The sequence below is a fragment of the Mycobacterium sp. TY815 genome, assembly GCF_030755135.1.
Lineage (GTDB): Bacteria > Actinomycetota > Actinomycetes > Mycobacteriales > Mycobacteriaceae > Mycobacterium.
The window spans coordinates 66,407-92,842 of record NZ_JAUFRX010000006.1; the positions used below are offsets into that span (position 1 = coordinate 66,407).

Annotated in this window: 23 protein-coding genes; 20 read left to right on the plus strand and 3 right to left on the minus strand. The window is 64.1% G+C overall.

The genetic code is table 11. The features are described 5' to 3' along the window. Window positions 1–20 precede the first annotated feature (20 nt). Entirely contained in the window at window positions 21–482 is a 462-nt protein-coding gene (locus QXK92_RS32670; protein WP_306248803.1) for a helix-turn-helix domain-containing protein, read from the minus strand. 767 nt (window positions 483–1,249) lie between these two features. Between QXK92_RS32670 and QXK92_RS32675 the strand changes: the two genes are divergently transcribed. The 18 genes from QXK92_RS32675 to QXK92_RS32760 all read left to right on the plus strand — a co-directional run bounded on the left by QXK92_RS32675 (window position 1,250) and on the right by QXK92_RS32760 (window position 18,771). Next, a complete protein-coding gene (locus tag QXK92_RS32675) occupies window positions 1,250–1,786 on the plus strand; it encodes a hypothetical protein (RefSeq protein ID WP_306248805.1) in 537 nt (178 codons plus the stop codon). Window positions 1,787–1,965: 179 nt separating this feature from the next. After that, the gene (locus tag QXK92_RS32680; RefSeq protein WP_306248807.1) at window positions 1,966–3,993 is read left to right on the plus strand and encodes a PE domain-containing protein; all 2,028 of its coding nucleotides are present in this window, start codon (window positions 1,966–1,968) and stop codon (window positions 3,991–3,993) included. Between the two features lie 372 nt (window positions 3,994–4,365). Next, window positions 4,366–5,016 (plus strand): sensor domain-containing protein, encoded by a 651-nt coding sequence (locus QXK92_RS32685; protein WP_306248809.1) that lies wholly within the window; start codon window positions 4,366–4,368, stop codon window positions 5,014–5,016. Continuing rightward, on the plus strand, window positions 5,017–5,727 hold the full coding sequence (locus QXK92_RS32690; protein ID WP_306248811.1) for a sensor domain-containing protein: 711 nt from the start codon (window positions 5,017–5,019) through the stop codon (window positions 5,725–5,727). It begins immediately after the preceding gene. Window positions 5,728–5,743: 16 nt separating this feature from the next. After that, window positions 5,744–6,898, plus strand: coding sequence for a hypothetical protein (locus tag QXK92_RS32695; RefSeq protein WP_306248813.1), 1,155 nt, complete (start codon window positions 5,744–5,746; stop codon window positions 6,896–6,898). Between the two features lie 20 nt (window positions 6,899–6,918). Further along, the gene (locus tag QXK92_RS32700) at window positions 6,919–7,920 is read left to right on the plus strand and encodes a MoxR family ATPase (protein WP_306248815.1); all 1,002 of its coding nucleotides are present in this window, start codon (window positions 6,919–6,921) and stop codon (window positions 7,918–7,920) included. 7 nt (window positions 7,921–7,927) lie between these two features. Further along, window positions 7,928–8,800 (plus strand): DUF58 domain-containing protein, encoded by an 873-nt coding sequence (locus QXK92_RS32705; RefSeq protein ID WP_306248817.1) that lies wholly within the window; start codon window positions 7,928–7,930, stop codon window positions 8,798–8,800. Continuing rightward, a complete protein-coding gene (locus tag QXK92_RS32710; protein WP_306248819.1) occupies window positions 8,790–9,155 on the plus strand; it encodes a hypothetical protein in 366 nt (121 codons plus the stop codon). Before QXK92_RS32705 ends, QXK92_RS32710 begins: the two co-directional genes overlap by 11 nt. 118 nt (window positions 9,156–9,273) lie before the next feature. Next, on the plus strand, window positions 9,274–10,488 hold the full coding sequence (locus QXK92_RS32715; protein ID WP_306248821.1) for an IS110 family transposase: 1,215 nt from the start codon (window positions 9,274–9,276) through the stop codon (window positions 10,486–10,488). A 599-nt stretch (window positions 10,489–11,087) separates the two neighbouring features. Next, entirely contained in the window at window positions 11,088–12,179 is a 1,092-nt protein-coding gene (locus QXK92_RS32720) for a hypothetical protein (protein ID WP_306248823.1), read from the plus strand. Next, window positions 12,176–13,231: a VWA domain-containing protein gene (locus QXK92_RS32725; RefSeq protein ID WP_306248825.1), complete on the plus strand. Its 1,056-nt coding sequence runs from the start codon at window positions 12,176–12,178 to the stop codon at window positions 13,229–13,231. The genes QXK92_RS32720 and QXK92_RS32725 overlap by 4 nt, the downstream gene beginning before the upstream one ends. Further along, entirely contained in the window at window positions 13,231–14,178 is a 948-nt protein-coding gene (locus tag QXK92_RS32730) for a hypothetical protein (protein WP_306248827.1), read from the plus strand. The genes QXK92_RS32725 and QXK92_RS32730 overlap by 1 nt, the downstream gene beginning before the upstream one ends. A gap of 22 nt (window positions 14,179–14,200) precedes the next feature. Further along, window positions 14,201–14,680 carry a lipoprotein LpqH gene (locus QXK92_RS32735; RefSeq protein WP_306248829.1) on the plus strand — a complete coding sequence of 160 codons (480 nt, stop codon included), beginning with the start codon at window positions 14,201–14,203 and terminating at the stop codon, window positions 14,678–14,680. Window positions 14,681–14,819: 139 nt separating this feature from the next. Beyond that, the gene (locus QXK92_RS32740) at window positions 14,820–15,029 is read left to right on the plus strand and encodes a hypothetical protein (protein ID WP_306248831.1); all 210 of its coding nucleotides are present in this window, start codon (window positions 14,820–14,822) and stop codon (window positions 15,027–15,029) included. Continuing rightward, the gene (locus QXK92_RS32745; RefSeq protein ID WP_306248833.1) at window positions 15,026–15,223 is read left to right on the plus strand and encodes a hypothetical protein; all 198 of its coding nucleotides are present in this window, start codon (window positions 15,026–15,028) and stop codon (window positions 15,221–15,223) included. Before QXK92_RS32740 ends, QXK92_RS32745 begins: the two co-directional genes overlap by 4 nt. Window positions 15,224–15,235: 12 nt before the next feature. Next, the gene (locus tag QXK92_RS32750) at window positions 15,236–15,619 is read left to right on the plus strand and encodes a hypothetical protein (protein ID WP_306248835.1); all 384 of its coding nucleotides are present in this window, start codon (window positions 15,236–15,238) and stop codon (window positions 15,617–15,619) included. Between the two features lie 161 nt (window positions 15,620–15,780). Further along, on the plus strand, window positions 15,781–17,544 hold the full coding sequence (locus QXK92_RS32755) for a serine/threonine-protein kinase PknH/PknJ (RefSeq protein ID WP_306248837.1): 1,764 nt from the start codon (window positions 15,781–15,783) through the stop codon (window positions 17,542–17,544). 273 nt (window positions 17,545–17,817) lie between these two features. Continuing rightward, window positions 17,818–18,771: a hypothetical protein gene (locus QXK92_RS32760; protein ID WP_306248840.1), complete on the plus strand. Its 954-nt coding sequence runs from the start codon at window positions 17,818–17,820 to the stop codon at window positions 18,769–18,771. A 27-nt stretch (window positions 18,772–18,798) separates the two neighbouring features. On the opposite strand, the gene QXK92_RS32765 is transcribed toward QXK92_RS32760, so the two are convergent. Further along, entirely contained in the window at window positions 18,799–19,815 is a 1,017-nt protein-coding gene (locus QXK92_RS32765) for a DUF429 domain-containing protein (RefSeq protein WP_306248842.1), read from the minus strand. 258 nt (window positions 19,816–20,073) lie between these two features. Here QXK92_RS32765 and QXK92_RS32770 point away from each other — a divergent pair, with 258 nt between their 5' ends. After that, window positions 20,074–23,634, plus strand: coding sequence for a serine/threonine-protein kinase (locus QXK92_RS32770; RefSeq protein ID WP_306248844.1), 3,561 nt, complete (start codon window positions 20,074–20,076; stop codon window positions 23,632–23,634). Next, window positions 23,631–25,442 carry a S1 RNA-binding domain-containing protein gene (locus QXK92_RS32775; RefSeq protein ID WP_306248847.1) on the plus strand — a complete coding sequence of 604 codons (1,812 nt, stop codon included), beginning with the start codon at window positions 23,631–23,633 and terminating at the stop codon, window positions 25,440–25,442. Before QXK92_RS32770 ends, QXK92_RS32775 begins: the two co-directional genes overlap by 4 nt. A gap of 358 nt (window positions 25,443–25,800) precedes the next feature. Here QXK92_RS32775 and QXK92_RS32780 read toward each other — a convergent pair whose 3' ends face one another. Then, entirely contained in the window at window positions 25,801–26,241 is a 441-nt protein-coding gene (locus QXK92_RS32780; protein WP_306248849.1) for a DNA-binding protein, read from the minus strand. Window positions 26,242–26,436 lie beyond the last annotated feature (195 nt).

Genomic DNA, 26,436 nt, shown 5'->3' on the forward strand with positions numbered 1-26,436 from the left:
TCAGCACCCGATCTTCTCATCTAAACCTCGCCGGGAATCTGAGCGATCGGCGGTAAACGCTCAATTTTACGGGCCGCATCGACCATAGCAGCTACGCCTCTAAGTGCATCCGGGGTTAGCCCTGATGCGCGCGCTGCCAGGTCGCGCACGCCGCTGTCACGAAGATTGACAAGTAATCCAAGCTGCGCTTCGATTCGTTCGTCACTTTCATTGTCGACCAAGTAGGCGGTCGGCACCCCGAAAAATTTCGCAATCGCGCGCACGTGCTGAACCGTAGGGTTAGTGCGGGAGCCGTTCCTGAGCTGCCACATGTACGTCGCACTGATCGCAACGCCAGTCTTCTCCTGGATTTTCTCGACAGCAGCCTGATTCGACATGGGCGGCTCGTTTGGCTTGCGCACGATGTCAAACAGCCTGTTCAGCTTCGCAGCTAGATCAGAACTGACCTGAGATCCACCGCCGCCCGATGCGCCAGCTGACACTTATCACTCCCTTACTGCACCCATAACCTAGTCCCGCTGTGACCTGGAGTTTTTCCCCATAGTCGCTCGGGCAAGCGCCAGCACTGGCGAACGCGTCACCGCAGCGAGGAGAGAGCGGACGGACCGGACTGCGGGTGGTCAGCGCACCGAACCCTCGATGGCAATTTACATCAGCAACGGCGAAGAACGAAAGTCGGGCCGTTCGCTGGAGTAAACACGGGCTGCGAACCTGGCCCTGGGAGCTGTTACATGGCGCCGGTCGCCGATGCTCAGACGTCTGCAGCTTGCGTCTGCACAGATGTACGCATCAGCGCGTAGGCGCATGAAGGAATCGTAAAGCATTGTCTCTCAGGGGGTTTACCCGTTTCGAAGGATCCCTCTGGTTCGGACACCTCCCAAGTCTCGTCGCGTCTATGCAGTTGATGGCCGGTCGAGGCCGTCGATTTGCGCGTTCCGCGCGGAACGTCCAGGTTAGGCGACTGCGGTGGCGGCTATAGCTGAGATAAATGTTGCACCTTTCCAATACTCGCTGATATAAACAGCGCCATCGCGCAGGACCGCGCAACAGGCTACGTACTGACGAAGAAACGCTGGGCGACACAGGAGGCGGGCGAGATGCTGGAAGGGCAGCCAAGCCGAGTCCGAGGCATATCGGATTATCGGGTCCATCTGCGCAGACGCCCCAGGTGTTACGGCGCTGCGGCCCGCCACGCGACCTTAACTGTCGACTTCACGCCCGCCTAAGCAAATTAGAGGATACCCACGCCATGAGCCTTGCTGTATTCGAAGAAGCCGCCCGGGCGCACTTCGCTAACCCGCCTGTCACGTGGTATGTGGTTGCGGCACAAGAGATTGGGTGGCGACTCGTCGACAACCACGACGTCGTCGTAGACCGGGCCCCGACAAGAGAGCGGGCTGAACAGCTTCGCTACAGCTGCCCGGCGGCCATACGCTGGCATGCCCGCACTGACTGGTACCTGGGTTATGACACTCAGGGCAGGCGGCTTACCGCTTCCGAACAGCTCGTCATTTCCGACATCGTCGAGCGCATCGCGGCTGCTGCAACCGTGTTTAAGGACCCGGCCGCCACCATTCGGCCGGCTCAGTTCCGCGAACGAGGGGCCGACGATGATCGCATCTGGCCGGCCGTGGCGCTCCCGGACGGCCGCTACCAATTGCGCGGCGACTACCTGCACGCCTACGACCCGGACGACCTCGATTTTCTGGATGAGACATCCGCTAGCGACTTCATGGCGTTGCTGTGTGACCTGCTGAATATCGACGCCCTTCCACGCTCGGCGTGATCAGGAAGCCCTAAGTCACGGTCGTGTAACTGCGCGAGTGACGAAGCGCATAGACCGCGTGGTGCGAGCATTAGATTCTTTAATGTATCGTATCCACAAAAACATCCGATGCGTTACCGTCTTGGTTAGCACTGCGGTGACACACGCCCACCAACTTCTACGAATTGCGGGAACCTGAAATGTCGTTTGTCACCATCACTCCTGAGTTGGTCGAGTCCGCGGCAAAAGACCTGGCCGGGATCGGTTCTGCGCTGGAGGAGGCTGGTGCGGCCGCGGTCGCGCCGACCACCACCGTATTGGCAGCGGGCGCCGACGAGGTATCAGCGGCTATTGCTGCGCTGTTCAGCTCCCATGGCGCGGCTTATCAGGCGGTGAGCTCGCAAATGTCGGCGTTTCACGGCCAGTTCGTGCAGTTGATGACTGCTGGCACCGCGTCGTATGCCTCGGCCGAGGCAGTCAACGCCGATCCGTTGCAAAGCGTGGAGCGTGAGCTGTTGGGGGCGATCAATGCGCCGACGAACGCGCTGCTGGGTCGCCCCTTGATAGGTGACGGCGCGGCCGGAACGGCGGCCAATCCGAACGGGCAGGCCGGGGGTCTGCTGTGGGGTAACGGCGGCAACGGCTACAACGGCTTGGGCGGAAACGGCGGCGCGGCAGGGCTGATCGGCAACGGCGGCTCCGGAGGTACCGGGGCCGCTGGCGGTGTCGGCGGCACCGGGGGCGCCGGGGGCTGGTTGTACGGCAACGGCGGCGCCGGGGGTACCGGTGGTCTGAGTCTTGTTGCCGGCGGCGCCGGGGGTAATGGTGGCGCTGGCGGGGCCGCGGGGCTGTGGGGCACTGGTGGCGCCGGCGGGAGTGGCGCCATAGGGACCGCCGGCCTGAGCCCGGGTGTGGGCTATGGGGGCACCGGTGGAAGCGGTGGGACCGGCGGCATCGGCGGTAACGGCGGGCTGCTTTACGGCAACGGCGGCGTTGGCGGTGCGGGCGGTGGCGGCGGCATCGGCGGCACCGGGGGAACGGACCCTGTCATCAACGGGTGGGGTTTTAACGCCGGTGCCGGCGGGCATGGCGGAGCCGGCGGAGCGGGTGGCAACGGCGGCTGGATCTACGGCCACGGCGGCGGCGGGGGGGTCGGTGGTGCGGCCGGCCACGGAGGGACTGGCGGTGCGGCTGGACCCCTTAACGGCTTCGGCGGCGTCGGCGGCACGGGCGGCACCGGGGGAGTGGGCGGCGCGGGTGGTCAGGGCGCGGCCCTCATCGGTAACGGTGGTGACGGTGGTCTGGGTGGTGCCGCCGGCAACGGCGGTATGGGAGGTAAAGGCTCACCGGTCGGTGGCGGCGGCGGTGCAGGTGGATGGGCCGGAACAGCCGGTTTGGGCGGGTCCGGCGGCAAGGGTGGGGCGCTGTTCAGTCAGCCGGGTCTGACCGGTGCCACGGGAGCAGCCGGATTCAACGGCGGCTCCGGAGCCTCGAGCCCGATCAGTGTGCCCGGCATCCAGCAAGGCCTTAACGGGGTCTCTCAGCAGTGGCAGAGCTTCGTCGGCGGCATCGGCACGAATTTCGATTCTGCGGTCGCCAATTCCGTGTACAACGCCAACCTGCTCGCCTACAACGTGAACTTCAATACCAACCTGCTCGCGGTTAACGCCAGTATCAACACCAACCTGGCCATCGCCCAAGTCAACGGCTCGGTCGATGCTGTCGGTGCCTCCATCACTGTTGGGATCAACAACCAGATCGCCAGTTTCAGCCTGAGCATCCAGCAGGGCATCCACCAGGCCGCTGTGGGCATGCAAAAGACAGCGTTGAACGCCTTCGGCCTGGGCTTTCTGGACTCTGGCACCGGGAACCTGGGTCTATTGAACTTCGGTGACCGCAACACCGGGTTCATGAACTTCGGCAACGGCAACAACGGTGTCTTTAACTTCGGCGATGGCAACAACGGCAGCTTCAACATTGGCAGCCGCAACATGGGAAGTCTGAACTTCCTTGGCGACAACAACATTGGCATGTTCAACCTCGGAGGTAGCAACGCCGGCAATTACAACGTCGGCTTCAACAACATCGGTAACAACAACCTCGGGTTCGCCAACCTCGGCAACCGCAACTTCGGTGTCAGCAACGTCGGTGATAACAACCGCGGCATCGAACTCATCTCGAACCGCGCCCTCGGGTTCGGCCCACTGGCTATCGGGCTGCCGTTCTGAGATCACCATGACCACGCAACCAGCACGTAGAACGACCCCACTGGCGTTGTTCCGCCGCGCCGTAACGGCATCCGGCGGCGCCAGCGCGCGGGCGGATGACACGGTGGTCGGCGTCAAAGTGCTGGGCTTAGCTCTGTGTGAGTGCGGGTGACGCGACGTCATGGATTGCACCCTGCGGCAGGACCCGCCTACCCGGTATCTGAACTGGTTTGATGCCTGCGCTGAGCTCGGCTTGGTCGGAGTCAGCGTCTGCCGTGAGCTACGGGCGGTGGTGAAGGCCGCCGTGTTATCGGTTTGCGGGAACCGTCGGCATTGCGGGGCGCCATGCTGACCCGGCCCACCGCCGCGGCGATCGGAGCCCTCGCCGTGGCGTTGTTGAGCGCGGGCTGCACCATTCGCGTGGACGGAAACGCGGTTGCTGCGGCGGATTTGGGTCGTTATCCGGCTCCCGTCGCCGTCAGCGCACTGGAAGCGTTACTGCTGTCGGCGGCTGCTTTGGACGCAGCACTGCGCGTGGAGGGGATGACCGTCGAGGACTCCTCCCACAGCGGAATCAGCGGGCAAACGGCCTCCGACGATTGCGCCGCGATCTGGAATGTCGCGTGGCGCCCGATGTATGCCGGTTCGGGATGGATAGCCATACGGAATCAGTTCGTGCAGACACACGACCGGTTGATGCGGGTGTGGCAGGCGGTGGCAGCCTTTCCGCTGCCGGTAGATGCCACCGCATTCCACCGCAAGCAGGCGGCCGCGTGGCGTACCTGCGAACACCGCCGCCTCGAGATGCGTTTCCTTGACGAACCGGCATCACGAGACGGGTTCTTCAATATCGGTGCAGCACAGGATCATCAGGGCGTTCTATTTCAGTCCTCAACTCAAGCCAACGACACCACATGGGCGTGCGAGCACGCGCTGAGCGCTGCCAACAACGTGATCGTCGACGTGCAGGTCTGCGGGGAACGGTTAACCGGGCAGGCGGAATCGCTGACGCGGGCCATCGCAGCGAAAGTGCCGGTGAGCTAAATGAGTACACGATTTGCCGTCACGGTAGCCGCCGGTGTGGTGTGCGCGGCGGTCAGCGGCGGATGTTCCACCACGGTGCCAGGTGTCGCCCATGTTGCTCATGCCCGGGTTGGCGCGGCGCCGACGGTCACAGCCGACGGATTGGACCGGTTGTTGCTGACCGAACAGCAGATCGGGCCAGCAGTGGGCGTCAGCGCGCTGCTGGCTGGGCGCAGCTACACGGTAATCGAGCCCCCACGCGGGGAGTCCTACACCGATCCCTCCTGCGCCTCAACACTGTTCAACACGATGTACACCGGCTATGAGGGCAGCGGCTACACCGCGGTCGCAGGCCGCAAACTCCACGAGTCCTCAGCGCACCACACCCACGAAATCGATGAGGCGGTTGTGGCTTTCCCGAGCGCCGACGCCGCCGCGCGGTTCGTAGTGCGCACCGCACTGGACTGGGAGCGGTGCTTCGACATCCACCTGGGCGTGAGCAACCCTCACCCAGATCCGGTGACCGTCTTCTACACCTTGGGTTTTCCTTCCACCTCCGGGGATGTCGCCACCGTGGTCAACACCCTGGAAGGGGGAGAGGGCGCGGTCTGCGCACACGCGATCGCCTCGCGTTCCAACGTCGTCATCGATGTACACGTGGGCGGTCCCGACATCACCGCAGCCCAACCGGTCGCGGTCATCACCGCGATCGCCGCGAACATGCCGCAGTAGGAATGGAGAAATTGTCATGAACGATTGGTCACCGAGTCCGTGGACCTCGCCGCCGGCGCCGCCGCACGCCCCCTTGCCGCCGCAAGGCGGACTGCACTCATGGGCCCCGGCCCCGGCCCCGGGCCCGGCGCCCGCGCCCGGGCCGCTACCGGGACCCGCCGGGCCGCAGGGTCCGTACTTCGTGCCGACCTCCGCAAATCCCAAGCGCCGCAAGGCGTTGTGGATCACCCTGGCGGCAGGCGCCGCGGTCGTGGTGACGGTAGCGATCGTGCTGGTCCTCACCCTGGCGGGGGGAGGACCCGCCAACGGTGGGGCCGCCAGCGCCGGCGATGCCGTCAAGGGCTATCTGCAGGCGCTGGCGCGCGGTGATGCCGAGGCGGCGCTGTCCTACGGGGTGGATCAGCCCGCAAGCAAACAGTTCCTGACCAACGAGATCCTGAAAAAGCAGATCACCCAATGGCCGATCTCCAATATCCGGATCCTCAGCGACGACTCCGGCGGACTGGGGATGGGGCGGGTGCACGTGGTCGCCAATTTCGGTGACAAGAACTCCGACACCACGCTGTATGTGAAGAAGGATCACGGCAGCTGGAAGCTGGATGCGGCCGCGATCAAGCTCGACGGTCAACACTTTTCCACCTCGGGCAACGCCGCGGCCAAGACAATCACATTTTTCGGCAAGCCGGTGGCCGACGGGACGGCGTATGTGTTTCCCGGCTGGATCGACATCGCCTCCACCAACCCGTATCTGACGGTCAGCGCCAAACCAGTACTGCTTGACCAGCTCTCGCTGAGCGGGGGGACATGGATGAGCCCAGAGATCGCCCTGTCTGACACAGGAAAGGCGGCGGTCAAGGATCAGTTCAACGCCGCGATGGCGGCCTGCCAGCACTCGAACCTGCTGACCCCACCGGGGTGTCCGATCAAACTGGACTCCTACGACACCCGCACCCTGGTCGATGGCACGGTCAGCTGGGGCGCGGCCGACACCAGCGCCGTGGATTTCTCCCGCTTCGATCCCTACCGGCTATCGGTGAGCTTCTCCGGCAAGGTGACGGTGCCGATCACCGCCGCCACCCGCAAGGGCGGCACCGAGACGGCCACCGCGAGCCAATTCCTCTTCGGCGCAGCGGATATGGCGAAAACACCGCCTGCGCTGACCTTCGACTAACCCAGCAAGGAGACCCGCTCATGACCGTGGACAACACGTGTGTGTCCCCTCACGAAATTGAGGGCGCGCAGATGAGCATCGCCGCCTTGGTGGCGGCATTTTCGGCCAAAGTCGTCGGCCAGAGCACGCTGCGGGAAACGCTGCTCATCGGGCTGCTCGCCGGCGGGCACGTGCTGCTGGAAAGCGTTCCCGGGCTGGCCAAGACGACCGCCGCACGAGTGATCGCCGAATCGATCGAGGGTCGCTTCGCCCGCATCCAGTGCACCCCGGACCTGCTGCCCAGCGACATCATCGGCACCCAGATCTTCGACTCGGCCACCAACTCGTTTGTGACACGCCTGGGTCCAGTACACGCCAACATCGTGCTGCTCGATGAGATCAACCGCTCCAGCGCCAAAACCCAGAGCGCGATGCTGGAGGCGATGGAAGAACGGCAGACCACGATCGCGGGAACGCTGTATCCGATCCCGGACCCGTTCATGGTGATCGCCACCCAAAACCCGGTCGATCAGGAAGGCACCTATCCGCTCTCAGAAGCCCAGACCGACCGGTTCATGCTCAAAGACATTCTGCGGTATCCGAGCGTGGCCGAAGAGGTCGAAGTCATGATGCGCCGCGACAACGGCGTCTACCGCAAAGACCGCCCGACCCCGCCGGTGATCGGGCTCGAGGTAGTGCGTCGGCTGCAGGCCGTGACCGCCAGCATCCACCTGGATCCCGCGCTGATGAGCTACGCCAGCCAGCTGGTCGCCGTGACCCGCACCCCTGGGCAGTTGCTGCCGCCCCCGCTGGCCGCGGTCATCGAATACGGCGCCTCGCCACGGGCCAGTCTGGCGTTGTGCCACGCCGCGCGCGCGCTGGCGCTGCTGCGTGGCCGCAACCACGTGCGACCCGAAGACATCGCCCACGTCGCGCACCGGGTGTTGGCCCACCGGCTGGTCCTGGGCTTTGAAGCTGCCAGCACCGGCATCACCGCCCACACGGTCATCGACGCGGTACTGGCCGCGGTGCGTCTGCCCTGAGACTGTCATGGGTCAGCTCCTGCACGCCGCCAAGCGGCATTTCCCCGGCCCCACCCGCGGGTTGCTCGACGGCGGCCGCTATGCCCTGCTGCACACCCGCACGATGGAATTCGACGATCTGCGCCCGTATGTGGCCGGTGACGAGATCCGCGACATCGACTGGAAAGCCACCGCCCGCGCCGGCACAGTCCTGATTCGCCGCTACGTCTCTGAAAAGCACCACAAAATCCTGCTGATCGCCGACGCGGGACGCAACATGAATGCGCTGGCTCCCAGCGGGGAACTCAAGCGCGACGTCGCGCTGCACACCCTGGGCGCGTTCGGGCTGATCACCCTGGGGCGCGCTGATGAGCTCGCCCTGGTCTACGGCGATCACCGCGGCAGCGTGCGGGTGGGTGCCCGCCGCGGTGAAAGCCACGTCGAGGCGCTGCTGCACCGCTTCTACACCCACACAACCACCGCACCCGGGCGCAGCGACATCACCACCCAATTAGACTATGCAGCAACGCATTACCGGCGAAGGATGCTGGTCATCGTGATCAGCGACGAACCCGACGTCGATGAGCGGCTGCACCGTATGGTGCGCCGACTGGGTGACCGCCACGACCTGCTGTGGGTCATGATCGCCGATATGCCCGCGGTCGGTACGGCCGCCGACGAACCCGACGGCTACGACGTCGACAGCGGCGCGCACGTCCTGGGCGGCGCCGCCCTGGGACCGCGCATCGTCGAGGCCTACCGCCGCCGCGAAGCTGAACGCCGCGCCGCACTGCACGATTTCTTCAGCACCCGCGGCATCCGGGTGGCCCGCATCGCCGCCAGCAGCGACATCCGAGCCAGCATCGTGGCCCTGACCCGGGAGCACTCCTATGCCGGGTGATCTGCTGCGCTACCTGGGAGCCCCGACCGGATTCCCCGGCTGGTGGTGGCTGGTCGTCGCAGGATGTCTGGCCGTGATCGTGGGATGGTTTGCCGGACTGTACATTTGGACGCTGCCCCCGGCGCGGCTGCGCCGCACCCCGCTCCTGTCGGTCTTGCACCGCCGACTCCTGCGACGCCGGTTCACCCGCTCGATCAGCCGCGCGGTCCAGGAGCACCGCGGCGGTCACCTGTCGCCCGCGCAGGCCGCCGCCCAGATGAACCACACCCTGCGCAGCTTCCTGCACCTGTCCACCGGCGCCCGGGCGCAGTACCTGCACATCGACGCCATCAGCGCCAGCACCGAGCTGATATAGATCGGGTTGGTCCTTCACAAACGCCTCCGGAGGTGTCAGGAAGGGATCTGTAAGTGATTCCTTTTGAGGTCCGTGTGTTGGCGCACGGGTTCTCCTGACACACCCCGGAGGTGTTGTTGTGTCTGTGCATGTTGCTCCAGTCACGTCGTCCACGATCGTCGTTGCCGTTGATGTCGGCAAGACTTCAGCGATGTTGTCGGCAACCGACAGTGCCCGTAGGCGGTTGTTGGGTCCGGTCGAGTTTGCGATGAGCCGTTCGGGGTTAGCTGCGGCGGTGCATCGAATCGTGGCTGTGGTGCCGCCATCTGCGCAGGTGAAGGTAGGTGTCGAAGCGGCGGGGCATTACCACCGTCCGGTGCTGGATTATCGGTGGCCGACCGGGTGGGAGGTTTTGGAGTTCAATCCGGCTCATGTTGCTGAGCAACGGCGGGTCGCGGGCCGGCGGCGCGTGAAGACCGACGCGATTGACCTGGAGGCCATCACCGAGCTGGCGTTGGCCGGGCGAGGGCAGTTGATCACCGATCGTGCGGTTCGCATTGGTGAGCTGGCTGCCTGGGCTACCCACCGATCGCGGCGGGTCGCCGCGCGTAGCGCGACGAAAAATCAGCTACTCGGTCAACTCGACCGCGCGTTTCCGGGGTTGACCCGGGTGTTGCCTGATGTGTTGGGCACCAAGATCGGCCGGCTGGTCGCCGCCGAATTCAGCGACCCCGCCCGGCTTTGTGCCCTGGGAGCCAGCCGGCTGATCCGCTTCGCCGCCCTCCGCGATGTCCAGCTGCGCCGTCCGGTCGCGCAGCGGCTGGTGGCCGCCGCCAAAGACGCGCTACCCACCCGCGACGCTGTGGTGGCCCGGCGGGTGTTGGCCGCCGACATGGGGTTGCTGGTCGACCTGGACACCCAAATCGAGGATGCCGAGGCTGAACTGGCGGCGTTGTTGCCGCTGAGCCCGTTCGACACGCTGACCTCGGTGCCGGGCTGGGGTGTGGTCCGGGTATCCAATTACGCTGCAGCCCTCGGTGATCCAGACCGGTGGCCAGGACCCCGTCAGGTGTACCGGGCGTCGGGACTTTCACCCATGCAGTACGAATCGGCCGGTAAACGCCGGGACGGGAAGATCAGCCGCGAGGGCAGTGTGGCGCTGCGTCGAGCCCTGATCGACCTCGGTATGGGTCTATGGCTGACCGAACCTGCCGCCAAAGCCTATGCCGGCGAACTGAAATCGCGCGGCAAGCACGGCGGGATCATCGGCTGCGCGCTGGCGCATCGCGCCACCCGGATCGCTTATGCGCTGGTCCGCGATCAGGCCGGCTACGACCCGTCCCGCTGGAGTTGACACCGGTTTGGGATTTCCTCGGTCCTGGCCGTCGGCGCCGGAGACGCAGGAGCTGTCCACCTGCAGCGCCCGCAGCGCAGCGAGGACGAACGACGTGGACGGCGACGAGCACCGGCGCACCCTTTGCCCGGACGAGGAAACCACCCCCCTGACGCCCCCGGGAGGCCACACCACCCTGGAACTGTCCCCTTCACAACCGCGGCTGAGAGTGCCAGGCTGGAAGGACGACGAAGGGCCGGATCAGATGCCGTCTGAGCTATGGCGGACCCGACACGGGTTACGCCGAACCTAGCTTGGCACCCGGCCCTTCGCCTCTACAGCAGCCCGAACGACGCCAGATGACCCACCAACCGAGTGAGGTCGCATAAGTCAGCGTGGGCGCTCGGCACTCCTCACAGCACACCGCGCACTCAAGCCAAGTCTTCTAACGCCAGCAACCACCGGCGACAATGCCCCACGCACCACCTATGACTTGACACGACCTACAGCCAGCTAGGTGCCGCCGCGCCGGTGCTCAGTGCGCTCAGCGACGCCCAGTTCTCCCCAGCACCGGTCGATGTCGCGGGTGTGGCCCGCCATGTTCAGCAGGTGATCCGCGCATGGACGTGAGATGGAGTGCGGTCCTGATTTTCGGGGCCGCCGCCCTGACAGCGGTCACCGCCTGGGCCCTGCTGGTGCCGCTGGCGACAACCCCTACGGTGCGCCGCCCGCTGGCCCACGTCGCGCGGCTGACCAGCATGCCCGAATACGCGCGGCTGGCCACGCTGCGTTTCTGGTCGATGCTGACCACGCTGGGTCTGCTAATGGCGTTGTTGGCCGTGGCGTTGCTGATTGCCGCGCGGCCGGTGGGCTTTTCGGCGGCCACCAAGAATTTCGAAGCCGCCCACCCCGAAGACATCATGGTCTGCCTCGGTCAGCCCGTGACCGACCCGACCACCGCCGGATTTCTGCACTATTTCGCTCACCAGATGGGCACGTTCACCACCCAGCGCATCGGGCTGACCTCACCGAGCCTGCGGGTGGTGCCGTTGACCGGCGACTACGAGTACGCCGCCGCGCAGTTCGAACGCTTCGCCGCCCTGGCCGGCCTGCAACACCAGCTCGACACCACCAAGGAACTGCCGGGCCCCCAAGCTGAGCAGCTGCGCACGGGCATCAACGACTTCTCCCGCGAGGTGAGCTACCTCGACTACACCCGCAGCGTCCAAGACATCTTGGCGCTGTGCATGACCGGCTTCCCCTCCTTCGAGGACAAGAGTGTTCGCCGGCGATCGATGATCTATTTGGGCTTCAACGATGTTCGCGACCCTCGCGAGGGCCGCCCGACACTGTTGTCCGATCAGCAGGTCAAAGACATGGCCGCCGCCGGCGGGATCCAGATCAACGTGATCAGCCGCGCTGATGTGCTCAAGTCGGATCAGTCCAGCGGCGCGCTGGCCGCGATCACCGCCGCCACCGACGGCCGCTTCAGCCTCTACAACCCGGCCGGCACCGCCGGGCCCAGCATGTCAGGAACCGACGCGAACCTCGCCGGCGTGCTCAAGACGGTCCGCGACAACCCCCCGGGTGTGGTGCTGGCCAGCGGGACCGCCATCACCCGCCGCTCCTGGGATTACCCCAACCCCGTGCTGATCGCCGCGCTGGCGCTGACCGCGGTGTTGTGGGCCGCGCTGGCGGTGCTGCGGCGATGACGTTCGAGCCTGTCCTTCCCGCCGCGGCGCTGCTCACCCTCGCTGCACTGCTCGTCGTGATCCGGATGGCGGCCCTGTACCGGGTGCTGGTGCGCACCGGCAAAGGCCGCTACCGCCGTGTCGTGGCGCGATGGGCCGCATTGACCGCCGCCGGGCTGCTACTGGTGCTGGCCGCGGCCCGCCCCGGGCTGCCTGTCGATGACGCACGCGCCCGCGCCACCAACAAACCAGCGCCCAGCTCGGCCAATGTCAACGTGTTCTTCGTCGTGGACCGCTCCGTGGACGGCCGCGTCGAGGACTATGCCGGCAACGCCTCACGGATGTCGGGCATTCGCAGCGACATCGCCGCACTGATCGACCAGTACCCACGGGCACGTTTCGCGGTGATCAGCTTCGCCTCCCGAGCCCGCCTGGACTGGCCGCTCTCCGATGATGTGTGGAGCCTCAAACCGCTCATCGCGGGACTGTCCCCGTACACCGAGGTGCCTACTGACGCCATGTTCACCGTCAACGTCGGCGCTGCCAACGACGTGTTGCGCACCCAGCTGTTTCATGCCAGCACCCAGTACCGCGACAGCAAGAACCTGGTGTTCTACTTCGGAGAAGGTGCGGGGGGCTCGCGCGCTCCCCAGAGCGGCTTTGATGACCTTGACCACGTCGCCGGCGGCGCGGTCCTGGGTTACGGCAGCACCGCCGGCGGCCCCATCCCGCAGCAATACGTCAACGGTTCCCTGCTCTACATGTGGGATCAGCAGAACAACCGCCCAGCCCACTCCGCGCTCAACGAGGCCTCCCTGAAAGCGGTGGCCGGCGAGATCGGCGTGCCCTACTTCCACCGCGACAACGCCCCGATCACCGCCGTGGTACCCGCCCTGGACCTCACCGGCGCCGCGTCCGACGGGGCGGCCCTGGTGTCCACGCTCAACGCCGAACGCCGCGAACTGTACTGGTACTTCACCGGTCTGGCCGCCGTCCTGCTCCTGGCTGAAATCGCCTGGACCCTGCGGGAATTCCGCCTGACCGCCTACCAACACCGACCAGCGAGGCGCTGATGCTGCAACGCGACCCACGCCGTGTGCTCCGCCGCGCCCGAGCGCGAACCGCCGCCTGGTGGCAGCGCGGGCCGACCCGCCTGCGGCAGCGCCGCCAGCTGCTGGTGTGCACACTGCCGGCCGCCACGGTGCTGCTGGCTCTGGCCGCCGAGATCACCCGAACCATGCTCGCCGGCCACGCGGCGCTCACCGACTACAACCACCACGACCTCGACGCGCTGCGCGCCGATGTCGCCACCCTGAGCCAGTTCAACATCGTTGATCCCGGCCAGGTGTCCTTCATGGCCGCAGACCTCGCCGTCCTGGAAGGACGACTCGACGACGCCGAGCACCGCTTCACCGCCGCGCTGGCCCACCACGGTGGCCCTGCATCATGCCCGGTACGGGTAAACCTGGAACTGCTGCGCGAGACCCGCGGCGACCTCGCCGCCGCCACCAGCAACACCGCGCAGGCCGAACAGTTCTACACCACCGCGCTGCAAGCGATCTCGGCTGCGCCGCCGGGATGTTTCGCCGACAACACCGACCCCAACCCCGACCGCCGCGAGATCCGCGCAAACGCCGCCGCGCGCGTCGCCGACAAGATCAAAGCGCTGCACCTGCCGCTGCCCTCGCCTGCGCCGGTGCAGACCCTCACCCCGCAACCGCCGCCGACATCGCTGACCCCCACCCCGGTGCCGCCGCCCCCGCCACCGGGGGCCACCTCCACACCCACACCGCCACCACCACCGCCGCCCACACCCGGCGGCACCACACCCGCCATCGGGCCCACACCCGGCGCAGCCGGCCCGGGCCCCCTCAACGACGTCACCCCTGACCGGCTGCCCGTCTCGGGCACCGGCCCCGCCCCCGCGCACCGCCTCGCCCCCGGGGACCCACTTGAGCGCCTGCGCTCCACCCTGGCCGACGCCGACGCCACCGGCGCCAGCGGCGAACCATCAACCTAGAACAGCACCGAAAGGAAACACCATGCACCACAAACTGATCGCAGCCCTGGGCGCGGCAACACTCGCCGCAAGCGGCGCCGCAGCCTGCTCCAGCCACCACGCAACACCGGCCGCTCAGGACACAGTGCGGGGCAGCGGAATCGCCGTCGCACGCACCAACGACGCCACCGTCATCGTCGACGGCCAGCAACACAAGGTCGACGGACAGCTAGCCTGCACCACCTACGAGACTGACAACGAGGTCGGCATCGGCATCGGGACCGCACCCAAAGACGTCCTGATCGCCGTCACGCTCGGCGACAAACCCACCGTCAAACGAGTGACCCTGCAAAGCATCATCGGCGACTACAACCTGTTCGCCGTCTACCCCGAACACGGCGACAACACCGCCACAGCAACCAAAAACGGGAAAACCTACACCATCACTGGAAAAGCCTGGGGAGTCAACAACTCCGGGCAAGAACTCACCGTGCCGTTCCAAGTCACCGTCACCTGCCCCTGACCCGGGTCCGCCTGCGCCCCTGCGCGAATGCGCCACCCCGAGAGGAACAACACACCGTGTTCACCACCCCCCGTCTAGCCGCCGCTACCGTGGCGGCGGCACTGGCCGCAGCCGCGGCCCCCCGACAGCACACGCTGACGTGATCTATATCCGCTGCCAGTTCTCCGTCGACCAACCGTTCACCTACAACGTCGGCGGCGCCCAATACGCCGGCAGCCGCATGAACGCCTCCAATTGCCAGACCAACCTGCCCAGCGCACCAGTCACCCTCGAGTTCCACATGCAGGTCGGCTACGGAGACCAACCGGGGGAGCCACAGACGTTTTCCGCCGCGACTACAGCGCCGTGATCGACGTCCACGACGGCGGCTCCTACTCCGTGCAATTCCCCAACGACGACCAACTCATCGCCCTCAAACCCGGCTCCTACATGGCCAGCGGCACAGCCACATCCACACTCGAAGGCTTTGAACACCCCAAATTCGTCAACACCAAAATCGCTACCTGGGGCGTGAACTGGGGCAGTCTGCCGCACATGTCGTGATGCGCCCTAATATTGCACTTCGGCGATCTGGCGGCGGAACTGGAAAGTGGTCGCGAGCGTGAAATTCGTCCTGGTGCAATCCATCACGATCCTGGCCCTGCTGCGGCTGGTCCGCGGCCGGGCCTGATGAGAACCAACGTGCTCGACCCTATCGCGCCGGAATTCCGCACCCTCATCGCGGAGGAACTGCAACGCCGTAACCCGACCCTGCTGGCCGAGCTTCTCAGCTCACAACGCCCGACCCACGAGCAGAGCCAGGCCGTGGTGGATCTACTCATTGACGCGATGAGCCACACTTACGGTCGAGGCCATAACCCAGACGAGCGGGGCCGGGCCATCGACAATGCAATCGGCCAGTATCTGATGGCGTGGCCCATGATTCCCTCAACGGGCTGACCGCGGAGGCCAAGGCGGATATGACGGCTTGTTTGACATCGGTGATGTTCTCAATTCATTCCTCTATCGCTGTGATTGAATCACAGCGAAAGGGGCGCGCGCTGCTGCTGAATATTCGAAACTATGCGACGAGTTGAATGATCAATTCGGGGGAGATGGCAATGGAGGCCCATGCTCAGGGCATGTCGTTTGGACGCTACCGCTTGATTAATCTGATCGGCCGCGGCGGCATGGGCGAGGTTTGGCGAGCCCGCGACGAGCTGATCGGGCGGACAGTAGCTCTGAAGGTGCTCCCCCCGAACTACGCGGACGATCCGCAATATCGCGAGCGATTTCGTCGCGAAGCTCTGAAAGCCGCGAGCTTGAACCACCCGCACATCGTCACGGTGCTTGACGTGGGCGAGATTGAAGGCCGCTTGTTTGTCACGATGCCGGTGATCGAGGGCCGTGAGTTGCAGGCTTACCTGAACGAGGGCCCAGTGTCACCCGAGTTGGCGGTTGCAGTAGTGGAGCAGATTGCCACTGCGCTCACCGCAGCGCATCATGCCGGCTTGGTGCACCGGGACGTCAAACCTAGCAACATCTTGCTCACTGATGACGACTTCGCCTACCTCATAGACTTCGGCATCGCGCGGGCCGAAAGCGAAACCGGCCTGACCTCAACGGGTCTGACGGTCGGCACTTGGGGATATATGGCCCCAGAGCGATTTCGAAGCGGACTAGCCGAGCCAAGTGCCGACACGTACGCCTTGACGTGTGTTCTGTACCAGTGCTTGACTGGCTGCCTCCCATTCCCCGGCAGCACTTTTGAGCAAATCGCTTTAGCACACATCGCCGACCCCCCACCGAAGCCGTCTGAGAGCGATCCGGCGATTCCTCGCACACTCGACGAGGTGATCGCTACGGGGTTAGCCAAGGACCCAGCGCAACGCTATGGCAGTCCAACAGAGATGGCCGCGGCCGCGCGCACCGCTCTAAGCCAGCGACCACATACTGGCGAGTCAACTCCGCCGCAGCGTACGCATCCGCAGGGCCTCACGACGGACGATGCCACCGGCGACGCGAAGACTGCCATCAGCAACAACTCACCGGAAGGTCACGCTGCGCCGGCCAGCGCTGGCGAGCCGACGGTGATGGCGGAGACGAGGGAAGCTCCCTCGTCGGAGTCTCAAGCAGACCGCGACACGCCGCGAACCGAGGATCTGCCAGCAGCCCCAGGGATCCGCTCGCCCTTGATCAAAGGCCGCGGAATTCGCATGAGCGAGCGCACCAAGGCTGCGGCCGTGGTCGCTGTCGCCATCATCGGTGGTGGTGGCTACTGGATGGCGCACCACAGCCAGGACACGCCGACATCAGATCTTGCACTGGTCACTACGAGCACGCTCGATGGCCTTCTTTTGACCCCCGCAGAGGCAAGCACCGCTATCGCAGCCCCCGGCCTGCGGTCTAGCGGTCGTGGCACGATGAGCAACGGCGCGGGTGAGGTCGTGTCGCCCCCGCAGTGCCGAGCTGTCTTTACCGAAGAAATCGGTAGCTACGAGAACAGTGGATTCACGGCGGATATCGCCGACCGGCTGGTGGACAACCCAATGACCACTGTTGTGGACCAGGCGGTCGTCCTATATCCGACAGCGCAAACCGCACAAAGCTTCTACAACGACTCTGCAGCGCGGTGGGCATCGTGCGCGAACCACACTGTGTCCTCGACATTTCGTGACGGCCATGTAGGTAAGACCGCCATCGGCCAGGTATCCAACAAGAACGGCGTTCTAAGCGTCCAGCTTAGGGATGACGACGGGCCAACTTATCAACATGCCTTAACTGCGGCCGCAAATGTGCTAATAGATGTCACAGTGCTAAGCGCACAACCCGCGGACGAAGCGGTCGCGGTTGCTCGCAGAATCGCCGCCAAAGTACCCAAATGAAGACGACCAGATCCCGCGGGGCAGAGCGGCGCTGACGGGTGAGTGCCGACGAATGATGCTGCGGCTGAACCCAGCGAGAAGTACAACAAAGGGAAGCTCCGTCTGGAAAGCGCGCCTACGTGATGGCAGTTCGACGTATCCGGTCTCCGAGCTGCGGCAGCTTCGTGTCAGACCGCTGGGCTACGGTTGGGCGTCTAGCTATCCACCAGTGCTTAAGGCCAGACTTTGGACAATATTTTTTCGTACGCGCCCAAAGAGCTTACCAATTCAGCGATGTGGGCATGGATTCTCAGCGCTCTCAAGAGTGATGAGGTAAACAACCCGCGTTACCTAATCGCGCGAAATGTGCTGGCCAAACTCGGTGTCCCCACTCCGGCGCCGCAGGACGTCTCCGAACTTCATACCGAAAGGTCGTTCAAGCAGATCTACACCCGCCAGGTAGCCATACCGCCGCTCCCAGGAAGGCTTGATATCTATCTGCGCATCAGCGGTGCAACGCCGGCGATCGTCTTCATTGAGAACAAGGTTGCCGACAATCAAAATCACATCGAGAGCCTCTACAAACAGATTGCCAGCTACGACCGGAATTTCCACGTGCTCAAAGCGGCGTCACCCGCATACCCGCGCGACATCTATCCAGCTTATTTCGGATACGAGGAATGGGTCGCCGGCCAACTTTCAGAGTTGGCAGCACGGTCTGACCCCGAGTTGGCTGCTCGCCTGCGATTTTTCACGCTCGGGGACATGCTTGAAGCGTTCAAAGACACCGGCTTCCAGAAGGAGCCCGTCCTTCAGCAATTCTATCTGTGGCTGACGGTCAAAAAGAAATTCGTAACTATTCGACGGAAGGCACGAACAGGCAACCACGCCAGCGTCGACGAGGTAATCGATGCCGCTATTGAAGTCGGCTTCGGCGAATTGCTGCAAGCGTTCATGGATGGCTTTCACCGCCACCCAACGTTTCGCCATTCAGTCACTAACATCCAAACGGACATCCGGAACATTAACTTTCGGCGGGGCGGCAGTACGCCGCTGACCGTGAGGTGGTTCTACAACAGCGGACCCAATGGCCTCTACGTAGGTGTGCACACCGACGTCGAACGCATGACAGGCGTAAACCTCTTTCGCCGATTACCCGCTGACTTCGGCTACGAACAAGAACAGCAATGGGTTTTCGGCTACCTGAGGACTCAGAGCCAGGTCGAGGCCCTCTGGGCCGGAGAATGATCGACCTGTGGTCAACAAGGAGCCGTTTCAGGCTTCACTGGGGGAGCGGAGCCGAGCGCGGAGGGTGGCTAGTTCGAGATCGGCCTGCGCCAGGACGGCTTCGGCTTCCGACAGAAGATCCGCAGCAACATCAGCCATGGTGTGAGTCGTTGACGGCACGAGTCTGCTTATCTCGCCTTCAATCTCGGTAAACGTCGCACGAATCGCTGCGAGAAGGACAGAACATCGTGCGTACTGTGCTGCGATCGCCGGCGGCAAGGGGGGAGTGGGTACGGGTGGCCGGCGTGGCGTGGGCTCAATGTCTCGTGGCAACGTGGGCGTGAGGATGTAGCCGTTCGCGGGAAAGTCGCCATAGATAGTGACATCATCGGGTCGGTGCTGGGCGTAGACCGCGACGTAGGCGCACATCACCGCGTCGATCTGATCCTCGGCCCTGTTCAGTTCGAGTTGTCGCTCGGCTTTCTCGACGGCTCGGCGCAAGTCGTTCCACTCATCATGCTCGACGACGTGAATCGGGACCGGAGCTGATGCGAGGCTTTCGATGGCTCGGATGTACCGGAGCATCTCCGGTTTGCGTTGTGCGGGAGTTCCTTTCTTGAACTTGAAGATTCGTCCCAATTGAAAGAGCGCGACAGTTGCCGGGTGAGAGTAGACCTCGATCGCGCGTCGGGGACGCGCCGAATGCGGGTCGATGTCCAAGTCGAGGGCTCGAGCCAAGCGAGCACCGCGAGGATCCGCGGAGAACCGCGCGATGTTGGCGGAATTCGCGCCCGCGTCGAATCTTGCGAAATCGCGTCCAAGTGTCGTCTCCGCGAGTCGCTGCCCATCCTGATTGGTGATTTTGAGCGGCGCGTCGATCGCGACCACACAGGAACCTCGTGCGTAAGGAGACACCGTGGCAACGATGTCGTCATCAAAGACATGGGTGCCGAGGTATGTCAGGTATCCACCGCTATTGAGGACCGCGATTCCTGTGCGGTTCGGTATATGACCAGGGTCAGGGGTGCGGCTGCCCCACGCGAGGTCGAGGCCGATGAAATTCATCCGTCCCCCCGTTTGATGCGTTCCGATGAGTTGCCGACCAAACCATCTCGCGACCCCATTATCCGTCGTCGCGCCAGGTAGTCGATCCTGCATCAGGGTCTCTTCGACTGCGGCGACACTACCGCCGAACGGAGCTGTCTCGACGATCAATAGCACCCTGTCTCATCAAATCGGTCGTATCCGGCGCCGCCACTATTGCGGTGAGTAAGAGTTCGGCCTGACGCGCCGATGCCCGTGAGTGCCGTCACCGTCTGGATGATGTCATCGGTGGTGTCGGCGACGGCGTGTGACCACGTGGCTAAATTCTTGGAGGACCGCGCTTCCTCTTGTTACACCTCGGCGAGCCAGCAGAGCAGGGCCTGTTTCGTCGGTGCCAGAAAGTATCGTCGGGACCGTTGCAAGGAGGAGATGAGGTTGTCACGTCGAGTGGTTGTCGGGCGGTACGCCGAGATTGCCAATACGCGTCGTGTGGGTGGGCAGTGGGAGGTATTCCAGGCCAGCGATCTCGACCGGGGTGGTCGTCACGTGGCGGTGAAAGTCGTGCCGGCAAAGTCTGACGAGATCTTTTGGATCTACTTTGAGCGGGAGACCGCGGCGATGCGCACCCTGAGCCACGCGAATGTAGCCGCACTTCTGGACAGTGGTATCGATGACGCGGCGGGACTCTATTATGTTGTGCTCGAATGGATTCCGGATACCCTGAAGACGTGGTTGGCCAGCTTGTCGGAAACACCGGGCTGGGACGATGTTGCCGACACCGTCGCTTTGCCGTTGGCTTCGGCGCTGGCGCATTCGCATTCGCTATCAGTCTTGCACCGTGATGTGAAACCGGGAAATGTGCTGTGGACCGGTGGCAAACCGTTGCTGGCCGATTTCGCACTGAGCAAGATTAAGAAGCAGATCGCCGGGGCCGAGGATGCCACGGTGAGCGGGATGACCAGCGCCCCCTGGGCGCCACCGGATCAGACCTCGCGGGGGTCGGCGCGGTTCGATGTGTATGGGCTGGCAGCTACGCTGCTGCAGTGCGTGAGCCCCCAGAAGTTCTCTGATTACCACCACGTCACCGCGGCACTCGACGATGCCGACACTCCACCGCCGGTGACTGACCTGCTACGCCGAGCGCTGGACCCGGATCCGGCGGGCCGCCCCGCAGACGGCCAGGTCTTCTTCTATGAGCTGCAAGCTATCCAGACAGCCCGCGCAAAGAACTGGCATCGGGCGCGGCAGGTGCCGTTCCTGTTGACACGTCCTGCCCGTGAGACGCTGATGCAGGCAGGGGACGGCCGCCCCGCTGAGGACGTGATTGAGCAGCGGATGGGCACAGCGACCTACGCGGTACCGCGACTGAAGACTGCCCCCGATGGGCAGACACACCTGAGTGCTGATGAGTTCCAGCTGGTGGGCGATCAGGTGAAACTGGTGCTCGCGTTCGAAGGTGACACCAAGCTGAAATGCTTTCGCGCCGAGGTGGCCGACTTTGAAGATCTCGAGTATCTGCGCCGACTCGAAGAAGCGGTCATGCTTGATTCGCGCGAACTTGTGTTTACTGCGCGACCGCCGGTGAGGCCGCACGAGTCGGCCAAGGCGACCTGGGAGCTGCGAGCCCGATTACGCAAAGCGGTGCAGGACGCCGGTGATCGATCCAGCGAAAGAATTAAGAATGCGCGGCTGACCTCGTGGTCGAAACTCATTGACGCCAAAGAGCAATTGGAGAAGCGCCTAGAAGAACCCATCACCTACAGCCGAGTCGGAAGTTCCGGAATCGAGTTCACCTTGCAGGCCAAGACTGCGTTGTCGGCGTCGATTCTCGACCAGGAGCGCATAGCGCGCCCGCTCGGTGATGAGGTGGCCGGCAAGGATGTGCGCGTGGTCGTTGTCGACATTGACGACACGGACGGCACCGACTTCACGGTGCGCGCTGCGGGCCGCGGTGCTGATATCCCGTTCGACGGGGTGCTGGTGCGTGATCGCACGCCGTCACGGGCAGCCATCCGTCGGCAAAAGGACGCCCTCGCGGCGCTACGGGAGGGCAGCGCGGCGCGGCCGCATCTGCGTGAGCTGGTTCTCGATCCGGCGCAAGCTCAAGCGCCCGATCCAGTCGAATTTTCCGCTCGTACAGCGGGTTTGGACGAAGACAAGAAGGTTGCTGTCTCACGGGCCCTGGGCTCTTCAGACCTGTTCTTGGTCGAAGGGCCACCCGGGACCGGCAAGACGTCGTTCATCTGCGAACTGGTCAACCAGTATTTAGCGGCGCGACCCCACGACAAGGTGCTGTTGGTGAGCCAGATGCACGTCGCGATCGATAACGCGATCACCCGGCTACATAAGTCGGGGGTGGAGGCGGTCGTGCGGCTGTCAAGCAAGGACGACCGGGTCGATCCGGAGGCGACGCATCTGCTGTTGAGCAACAAGCTGGAGGCATGGCGGGCCAAGGTGGCCGAGCGGGCCGAGGAAGGCATGAGCAAGCTGGCAGCCCGTGAAGGTGTCCAAATCGAGCACCTGATCTTGGCGTTGCGCGCCGAGGAGGCCTTGGCGACACTGCGCCGCCAGCGCGGACACGCCGAGGCCCTGGGAACGTTGTCAGCCGATGACCGACTCGACAACGAGGACCTGCCCGAACAACGGGCCGACATGCTCGCCGACTACCAGCGTGCCAGCGAGCGCGCTGAGCAAGCTGTGGCTGAGGTGCGTGCCGCGGCCGGTGAAGTGGGCGTGGACGTGCCCGACGAGCTCGACCAGTCGACCCTGGAGGCCTTGGTGGAGGATGTCCTGGGTAGCGCGGCGCAACGCAGATTGCACCAGCTCGTTCAAACGCAGGGAGATTGGCTGGCCAGTCTGAACGATCCGGCGGCGGCCGAACCGATGTTCCTACCCACCCAGAACGTGGTAGCAGGCACGTGTATGGGGTTCGTGGCCAATCGCAACGTCGGAGAGATGCAGTTCGATCTGTGCATCATCGATGAAGCATCGCGGGCGACCGCGGCCGAACTGCTGGTGCCGATGACACGGTCCAAGCGGTGGGTGATGGTCGGGGACACCAAGCAACTGCCACCGATGGCGGAGGAAGTGCTCGGCCACCCCGATCTGATCAAGACGTTCGACCTTGACCGCGCCGCGGTGTCGACATCGCTGTTTGACACCTTGTTGGCTGAGGTGCCCGATGCGTGCCGGACTCGTTTGGTGACCCAGCACCGGATGGCAGCCCCGATCGGTGAGCTCATCTCGCAGGCCTTCTATAGGGGTGAACTGGTCCATGACCCGGTGCCCGTCGTCGATCCTTCCAGCATCGAAGAGGATGAACGGCTGATCTGGTTCTCCACCAGCCACCGCGGCAATCGGTTTGAGGAAGCGAAGTTCGCCGGCAGCGTGAGCGCCTCCAACAAGCTGGAGGTCGAGAAGGTCGCTGATCTGGTGAAGCGTCTCGACGAGCGCGCGGCCGCGGGCCGGTACCGGCGTTTGGACGGCGAGAAACTGTACGTGTTGGTGCTCAGCGGCTACAGCAAGCAGTGCGGGGAGATCACGCGCGCACTGCGCCGCCTGGACTGCCGTCACGTCGATGCGCAGGTGAAGACCATTGACGCGGTGCAGGGCAGGGAAGCTGACGTAGTCATTTTCTCGGTCACCCGCGCCAACCTCGCCGGCGAACTGGGCTTTCTGGGCCAGCCGTATGCGGGGCGGATCAACGTCGCGCTGTCGCGGGCCCGTGAAGCCCTGTGGATTGTGGGCGACTCCGACTTCTGTACCTCGCGTGAGGGCCCCCTCCGGGATGTCCTGCACCACATCGCTTCAAACCCGGTGGGGCGGGTCGAGTACCTGTGAGCCGCGACATCCTGGCCGACGCTGCCCGCAAGCACGCCCACATGCTGCCCGGCCATATCCTGCTGGCGGCCGAACCAGCGGCCCTTCCCGCCTCCACGCTGACTCTCGACCTGCTCGTCGAGCACGCCGAAGAGCTTGACGCAGCACAGAAGTACGCGCTGCGAGCCATGATGAACGGCATCGATACCCCCGACGACCTGCAATTGTTCCTCGGCCTGGATCACTCCGATACCGCCCGCGCCATCGCGGGATTACTGGAAGCGGAGTACATCGACTATCGGCCTCCCAAACCTGGGCATGCGCGGCGGTTGACGCTGCTGGACACCGGCCGTGAAGCGGCGCGTGACGCACAGCTGCGCCGGCCGAAACCGGCGTCGATCCAAGTGGTCTACGACCGCCTCACCGGGCGGTTGACCGGGTGGCGCAAGCAAGCTCTCAGCAGAGCGGCGGTGGCCAAAGCCGATGAGGGCCGGATCCTGCTGCCCCCGGCCAGCAGTCGCCACATTGAACTTGAGGATTTGACCGTGGGCCAGCTCACCGAGGCGCTGCAGTTACGTCGCGAGACGGTGCGGGTTCTCGGTATCGCTGGCGTTACGGAGAACCGGCACTACTACTACAACGCAATCCTATTGGTGTACAAGGACATCGACTCCAACACGTTGCGCCTGGGGGTCGACATCGATGGAGAGTGGTCCGAAGCGCACGACATCGCGTTGGACAGCATCGGTGCCGTCGATCGGCTTGGTCTGTCTGCCGCGCCTGCAGACAGCCCGTATGAACCGGTCCCTGACCCAGATGCGACTGGGATCCGGCTGTCTCGCGAGGAAGTCATTGCCATCCAGAAGGCGTTCACCGAGGAGGAGGCCGAGGCTGACAGCGCGGCACTGGACCGTGCGCAGATCAGGTGGCTGGGCGTCTACGAGCACCCGCAGTGGCTTGATGACGCGCTGAGCAACTCCAAGCGGCGGCTGTTGATCATCAGCCCGTGGATCACACGCAGTGTCGTGACTGCGCAGTGGGTGCGCCGCCTTGAACAGCTCTCCCGCACAGCCGATGTCACCATCTTCTGGGGATTCGGCGACAACGAGAAGACTGACATCAACGCATTGAAAGACCTGCACGAGGCGGCGACACGCTCGACCCGGTTGGCGATCGTCAAAGTGGAAGATACCCACGCCAAAGTGCTTGTCAGCGACACCTACTACATCAAGACCAGCTTCAACTGGTTGTCGTTTCGTGGTGACCGGTCCAAGAGATATCGACAGGAAGAGGGCGATCTGGTCCAAGACCGAGAACTCGCCGACCGCCAGTACGACCGATACATGACCGAAAACTGTGGCCGCGCACTGGAAGTCGTTGGCACGCTGCCAGAAAGGTACCGGCCCCTGGTCGAAGCGGGCGGCACTACTGGACGCGGTGCATCGACTGTGCATCCCACGGCTTCTGCCGGGCAGTCGGCGACCGGCGCCCTTGCGGCGTCTCGGGCCAGAGGGGCGCGGAAGGAGCGCGGAAACCCGCGAAAGTCAACTACGCCGGCGGGCTCTCGGGATGAGATCCGCAGGGCCGCTCTGCGCAAAATTGCTGTCGGGCAGACCATGTCGGGCGTTGTCAAAAGCATCGCCGTTTTTGGAGCGTTCGTGAATCTCGGTCATGACGTCACAGGTCTTATCCACATTTCCCAGTTGGCAACCCGCAGGGTCGGGCATCCCACTGAAGTCGTTAACGTCGACGACAACGTCATAGTGACCGTCCTGAATGTCGATGTGGAAGCCGGGCGGGTCTCGCTAAAACTGACCCGCCGCATCTAGTCGGCCAGGGCGCCGGCAGACCGCCTCAACTTAGGCGCCGCCCCGACTCTTGACTTGCTCTGCTCTCTAGCGGCGAAGGGCGGGCAGATGCAAGGTCCGCGCGCATCGGCGGCATGCTGGGGCTGCGCGAAGGGCAGCGTCCATCACAGCAAGACTGCGCCGAGATCGATGCCGGGCGAATGGACCACGGGTCAGTACACGACGCTGATGTCTGCCGCACAGACGAGACCACAAACATTGAAGTGGTGAAGGCATAGTCCCGGGCACGCGCTGACGTGGACCTCACGAAAAGCCGATGAAGGTGACGGCGCGCAGCATCGAAGTCCATCGTGACGCTCGGTAGCGGTTCCACGCCCTGTCATGGCCTGTCGCGCTCGTAGATTGCCACCAGCGCCTCGTGGTATCGCTCGATATTCATTCGGGCAAGTTCGAACTGCTGCAGCACTGTGGCCAACGTCGTCTGGCCTGAGTGACCCCACACCGAGCACGACAGCAGGTCGACCCCGAGCGGCTCATTGGGATTCTCGCGTGCCTCAGCGATGTCGTTTCGGACGGCCTCCATTTCCACGCCGATGCGGTCGACGAGCTTAACGGCACGGGCTAGGTGATAATCGCGACGCTTCTCGATGAGACGACGACACTCTTCCCATGTCGGCACCGCATCGTCTGGTAGGTAAGCCCCGCCATTCGTCGCCCGAATCGCCTGTGGCAGAAGTTGATCCGCTATCAGCAACTTCAACGTCGTTGCACTGACGCCGCAAAGCTTGGCCGCCTCAGACAACTTGAGGGTTTCACTCATTCAATCCTGCTCACTCCGCCAATCCGGCGGTCGCAGTGACACTATGGCGGATCGCATCCAGTGGACTGCTATCGCCCCGCTTACACCCGTGAGCGCACCAGCAGCGATCCCGCCGCCTGCAGCAGGTGTCATCGTCACCGGCGCCGACCATGCGCTGCACTTCCTTCTGACCCTACTCACCTCTTGACCCTCTGG

Bases quoted from the DNA above. Each gene is read 5' to 3' on its own strand.
- QXK92_RS32675 (WP_306248805.1), top strand. From the start codon at position 1,250: ATGAGCCTTGCTGTATTCGAAGAAGCCGCCCGGGCGCACTTCGCTAAC.
- QXK92_RS32680 (WP_306248807.1), top strand. From the start codon at position 1,966: ATGTCGTTTGTCACCATCACTCCTGAGTTGGTCGAGTCCGCGGCAAAA.
- QXK92_RS32690 (WP_306248811.1), top strand. From the start codon at position 5,017: ATGAGTACACGATTTGCCGTCACGGTAGCCGCCGGTGTGGTGTGCGCG.
- QXK92_RS32695 (WP_306248813.1), top strand. From the start codon at position 5,744: ATGAACGATTGGTCACCGAGTCCGTGGACCTCGCCGCCGGCGCCGCCG.
- QXK92_RS32700 (WP_306248815.1), top strand. From the start codon at position 6,919: ATGACCGTGGACAACACGTGTGTGTCCCCTCACGAAATTGAGGGCGCG.
- QXK92_RS32705 (WP_306248817.1), top strand. From the start codon at position 7,928: ATGGGTCAGCTCCTGCACGCCGCCAAGCGGCATTTCCCCGGCCCCACC.
- QXK92_RS32710 (WP_306248819.1), top strand. From the start codon at position 8,790: ATGCCGGGTGATCTGCTGCGCTACCTGGGAGCCCCGACCGGATTCCCC.
- QXK92_RS32720 (WP_306248823.1), top strand. From the start codon at position 11,088: ATGGACGTGAGATGGAGTGCGGTCCTGATTTTCGGGGCCGCCGCCCTG.
- QXK92_RS32725 (WP_306248825.1), top strand. From the start codon at position 12,176: ATGACGTTCGAGCCTGTCCTTCCCGCCGCGGCGCTGCTCACCCTCGCT.
- QXK92_RS32730 (WP_306248827.1), top strand. From the start codon at position 13,231: ATGCTGCAACGCGACCCACGCCGTGTGCTCCGCCGCGCCCGAGCGCGA.
- QXK92_RS32735 (WP_306248829.1), top strand. From the start codon at position 14,201: ATGCACCACAAACTGATCGCAGCCCTGGGCGCGGCAACACTCGCCGCA.
- QXK92_RS32755 (WP_306248837.1), top strand. From the start codon at position 15,781: ATGGAGGCCCATGCTCAGGGCATGTCGTTTGGACGCTACCGCTTGATT.
- QXK92_RS32760 (WP_306248840.1), top strand. From the start codon at position 17,818: ATGTGGGCATGGATTCTCAGCGCTCTCAAGAGTGATGAGGTAAACAAC.
- QXK92_RS32765 (WP_306248842.1), bottom strand. From the start codon at position 19,815: ATGAATTTCATCGGCCTCGACCTCGCGTGGGGCAGCCGCACCCCTGAC.
- QXK92_RS32770 (WP_306248844.1), top strand. From the start codon at position 20,074: ATGTCATCGGTGGTGTCGGCGACGGCGTGTGACCACGTGGCTAAATTC.
- QXK92_RS32780 (WP_306248849.1), bottom strand. From the start codon at position 26,241: ATGAGTGAAACCCTCAAGTTGTCTGAGGCGGCCAAGCTTTGCGGCGTC.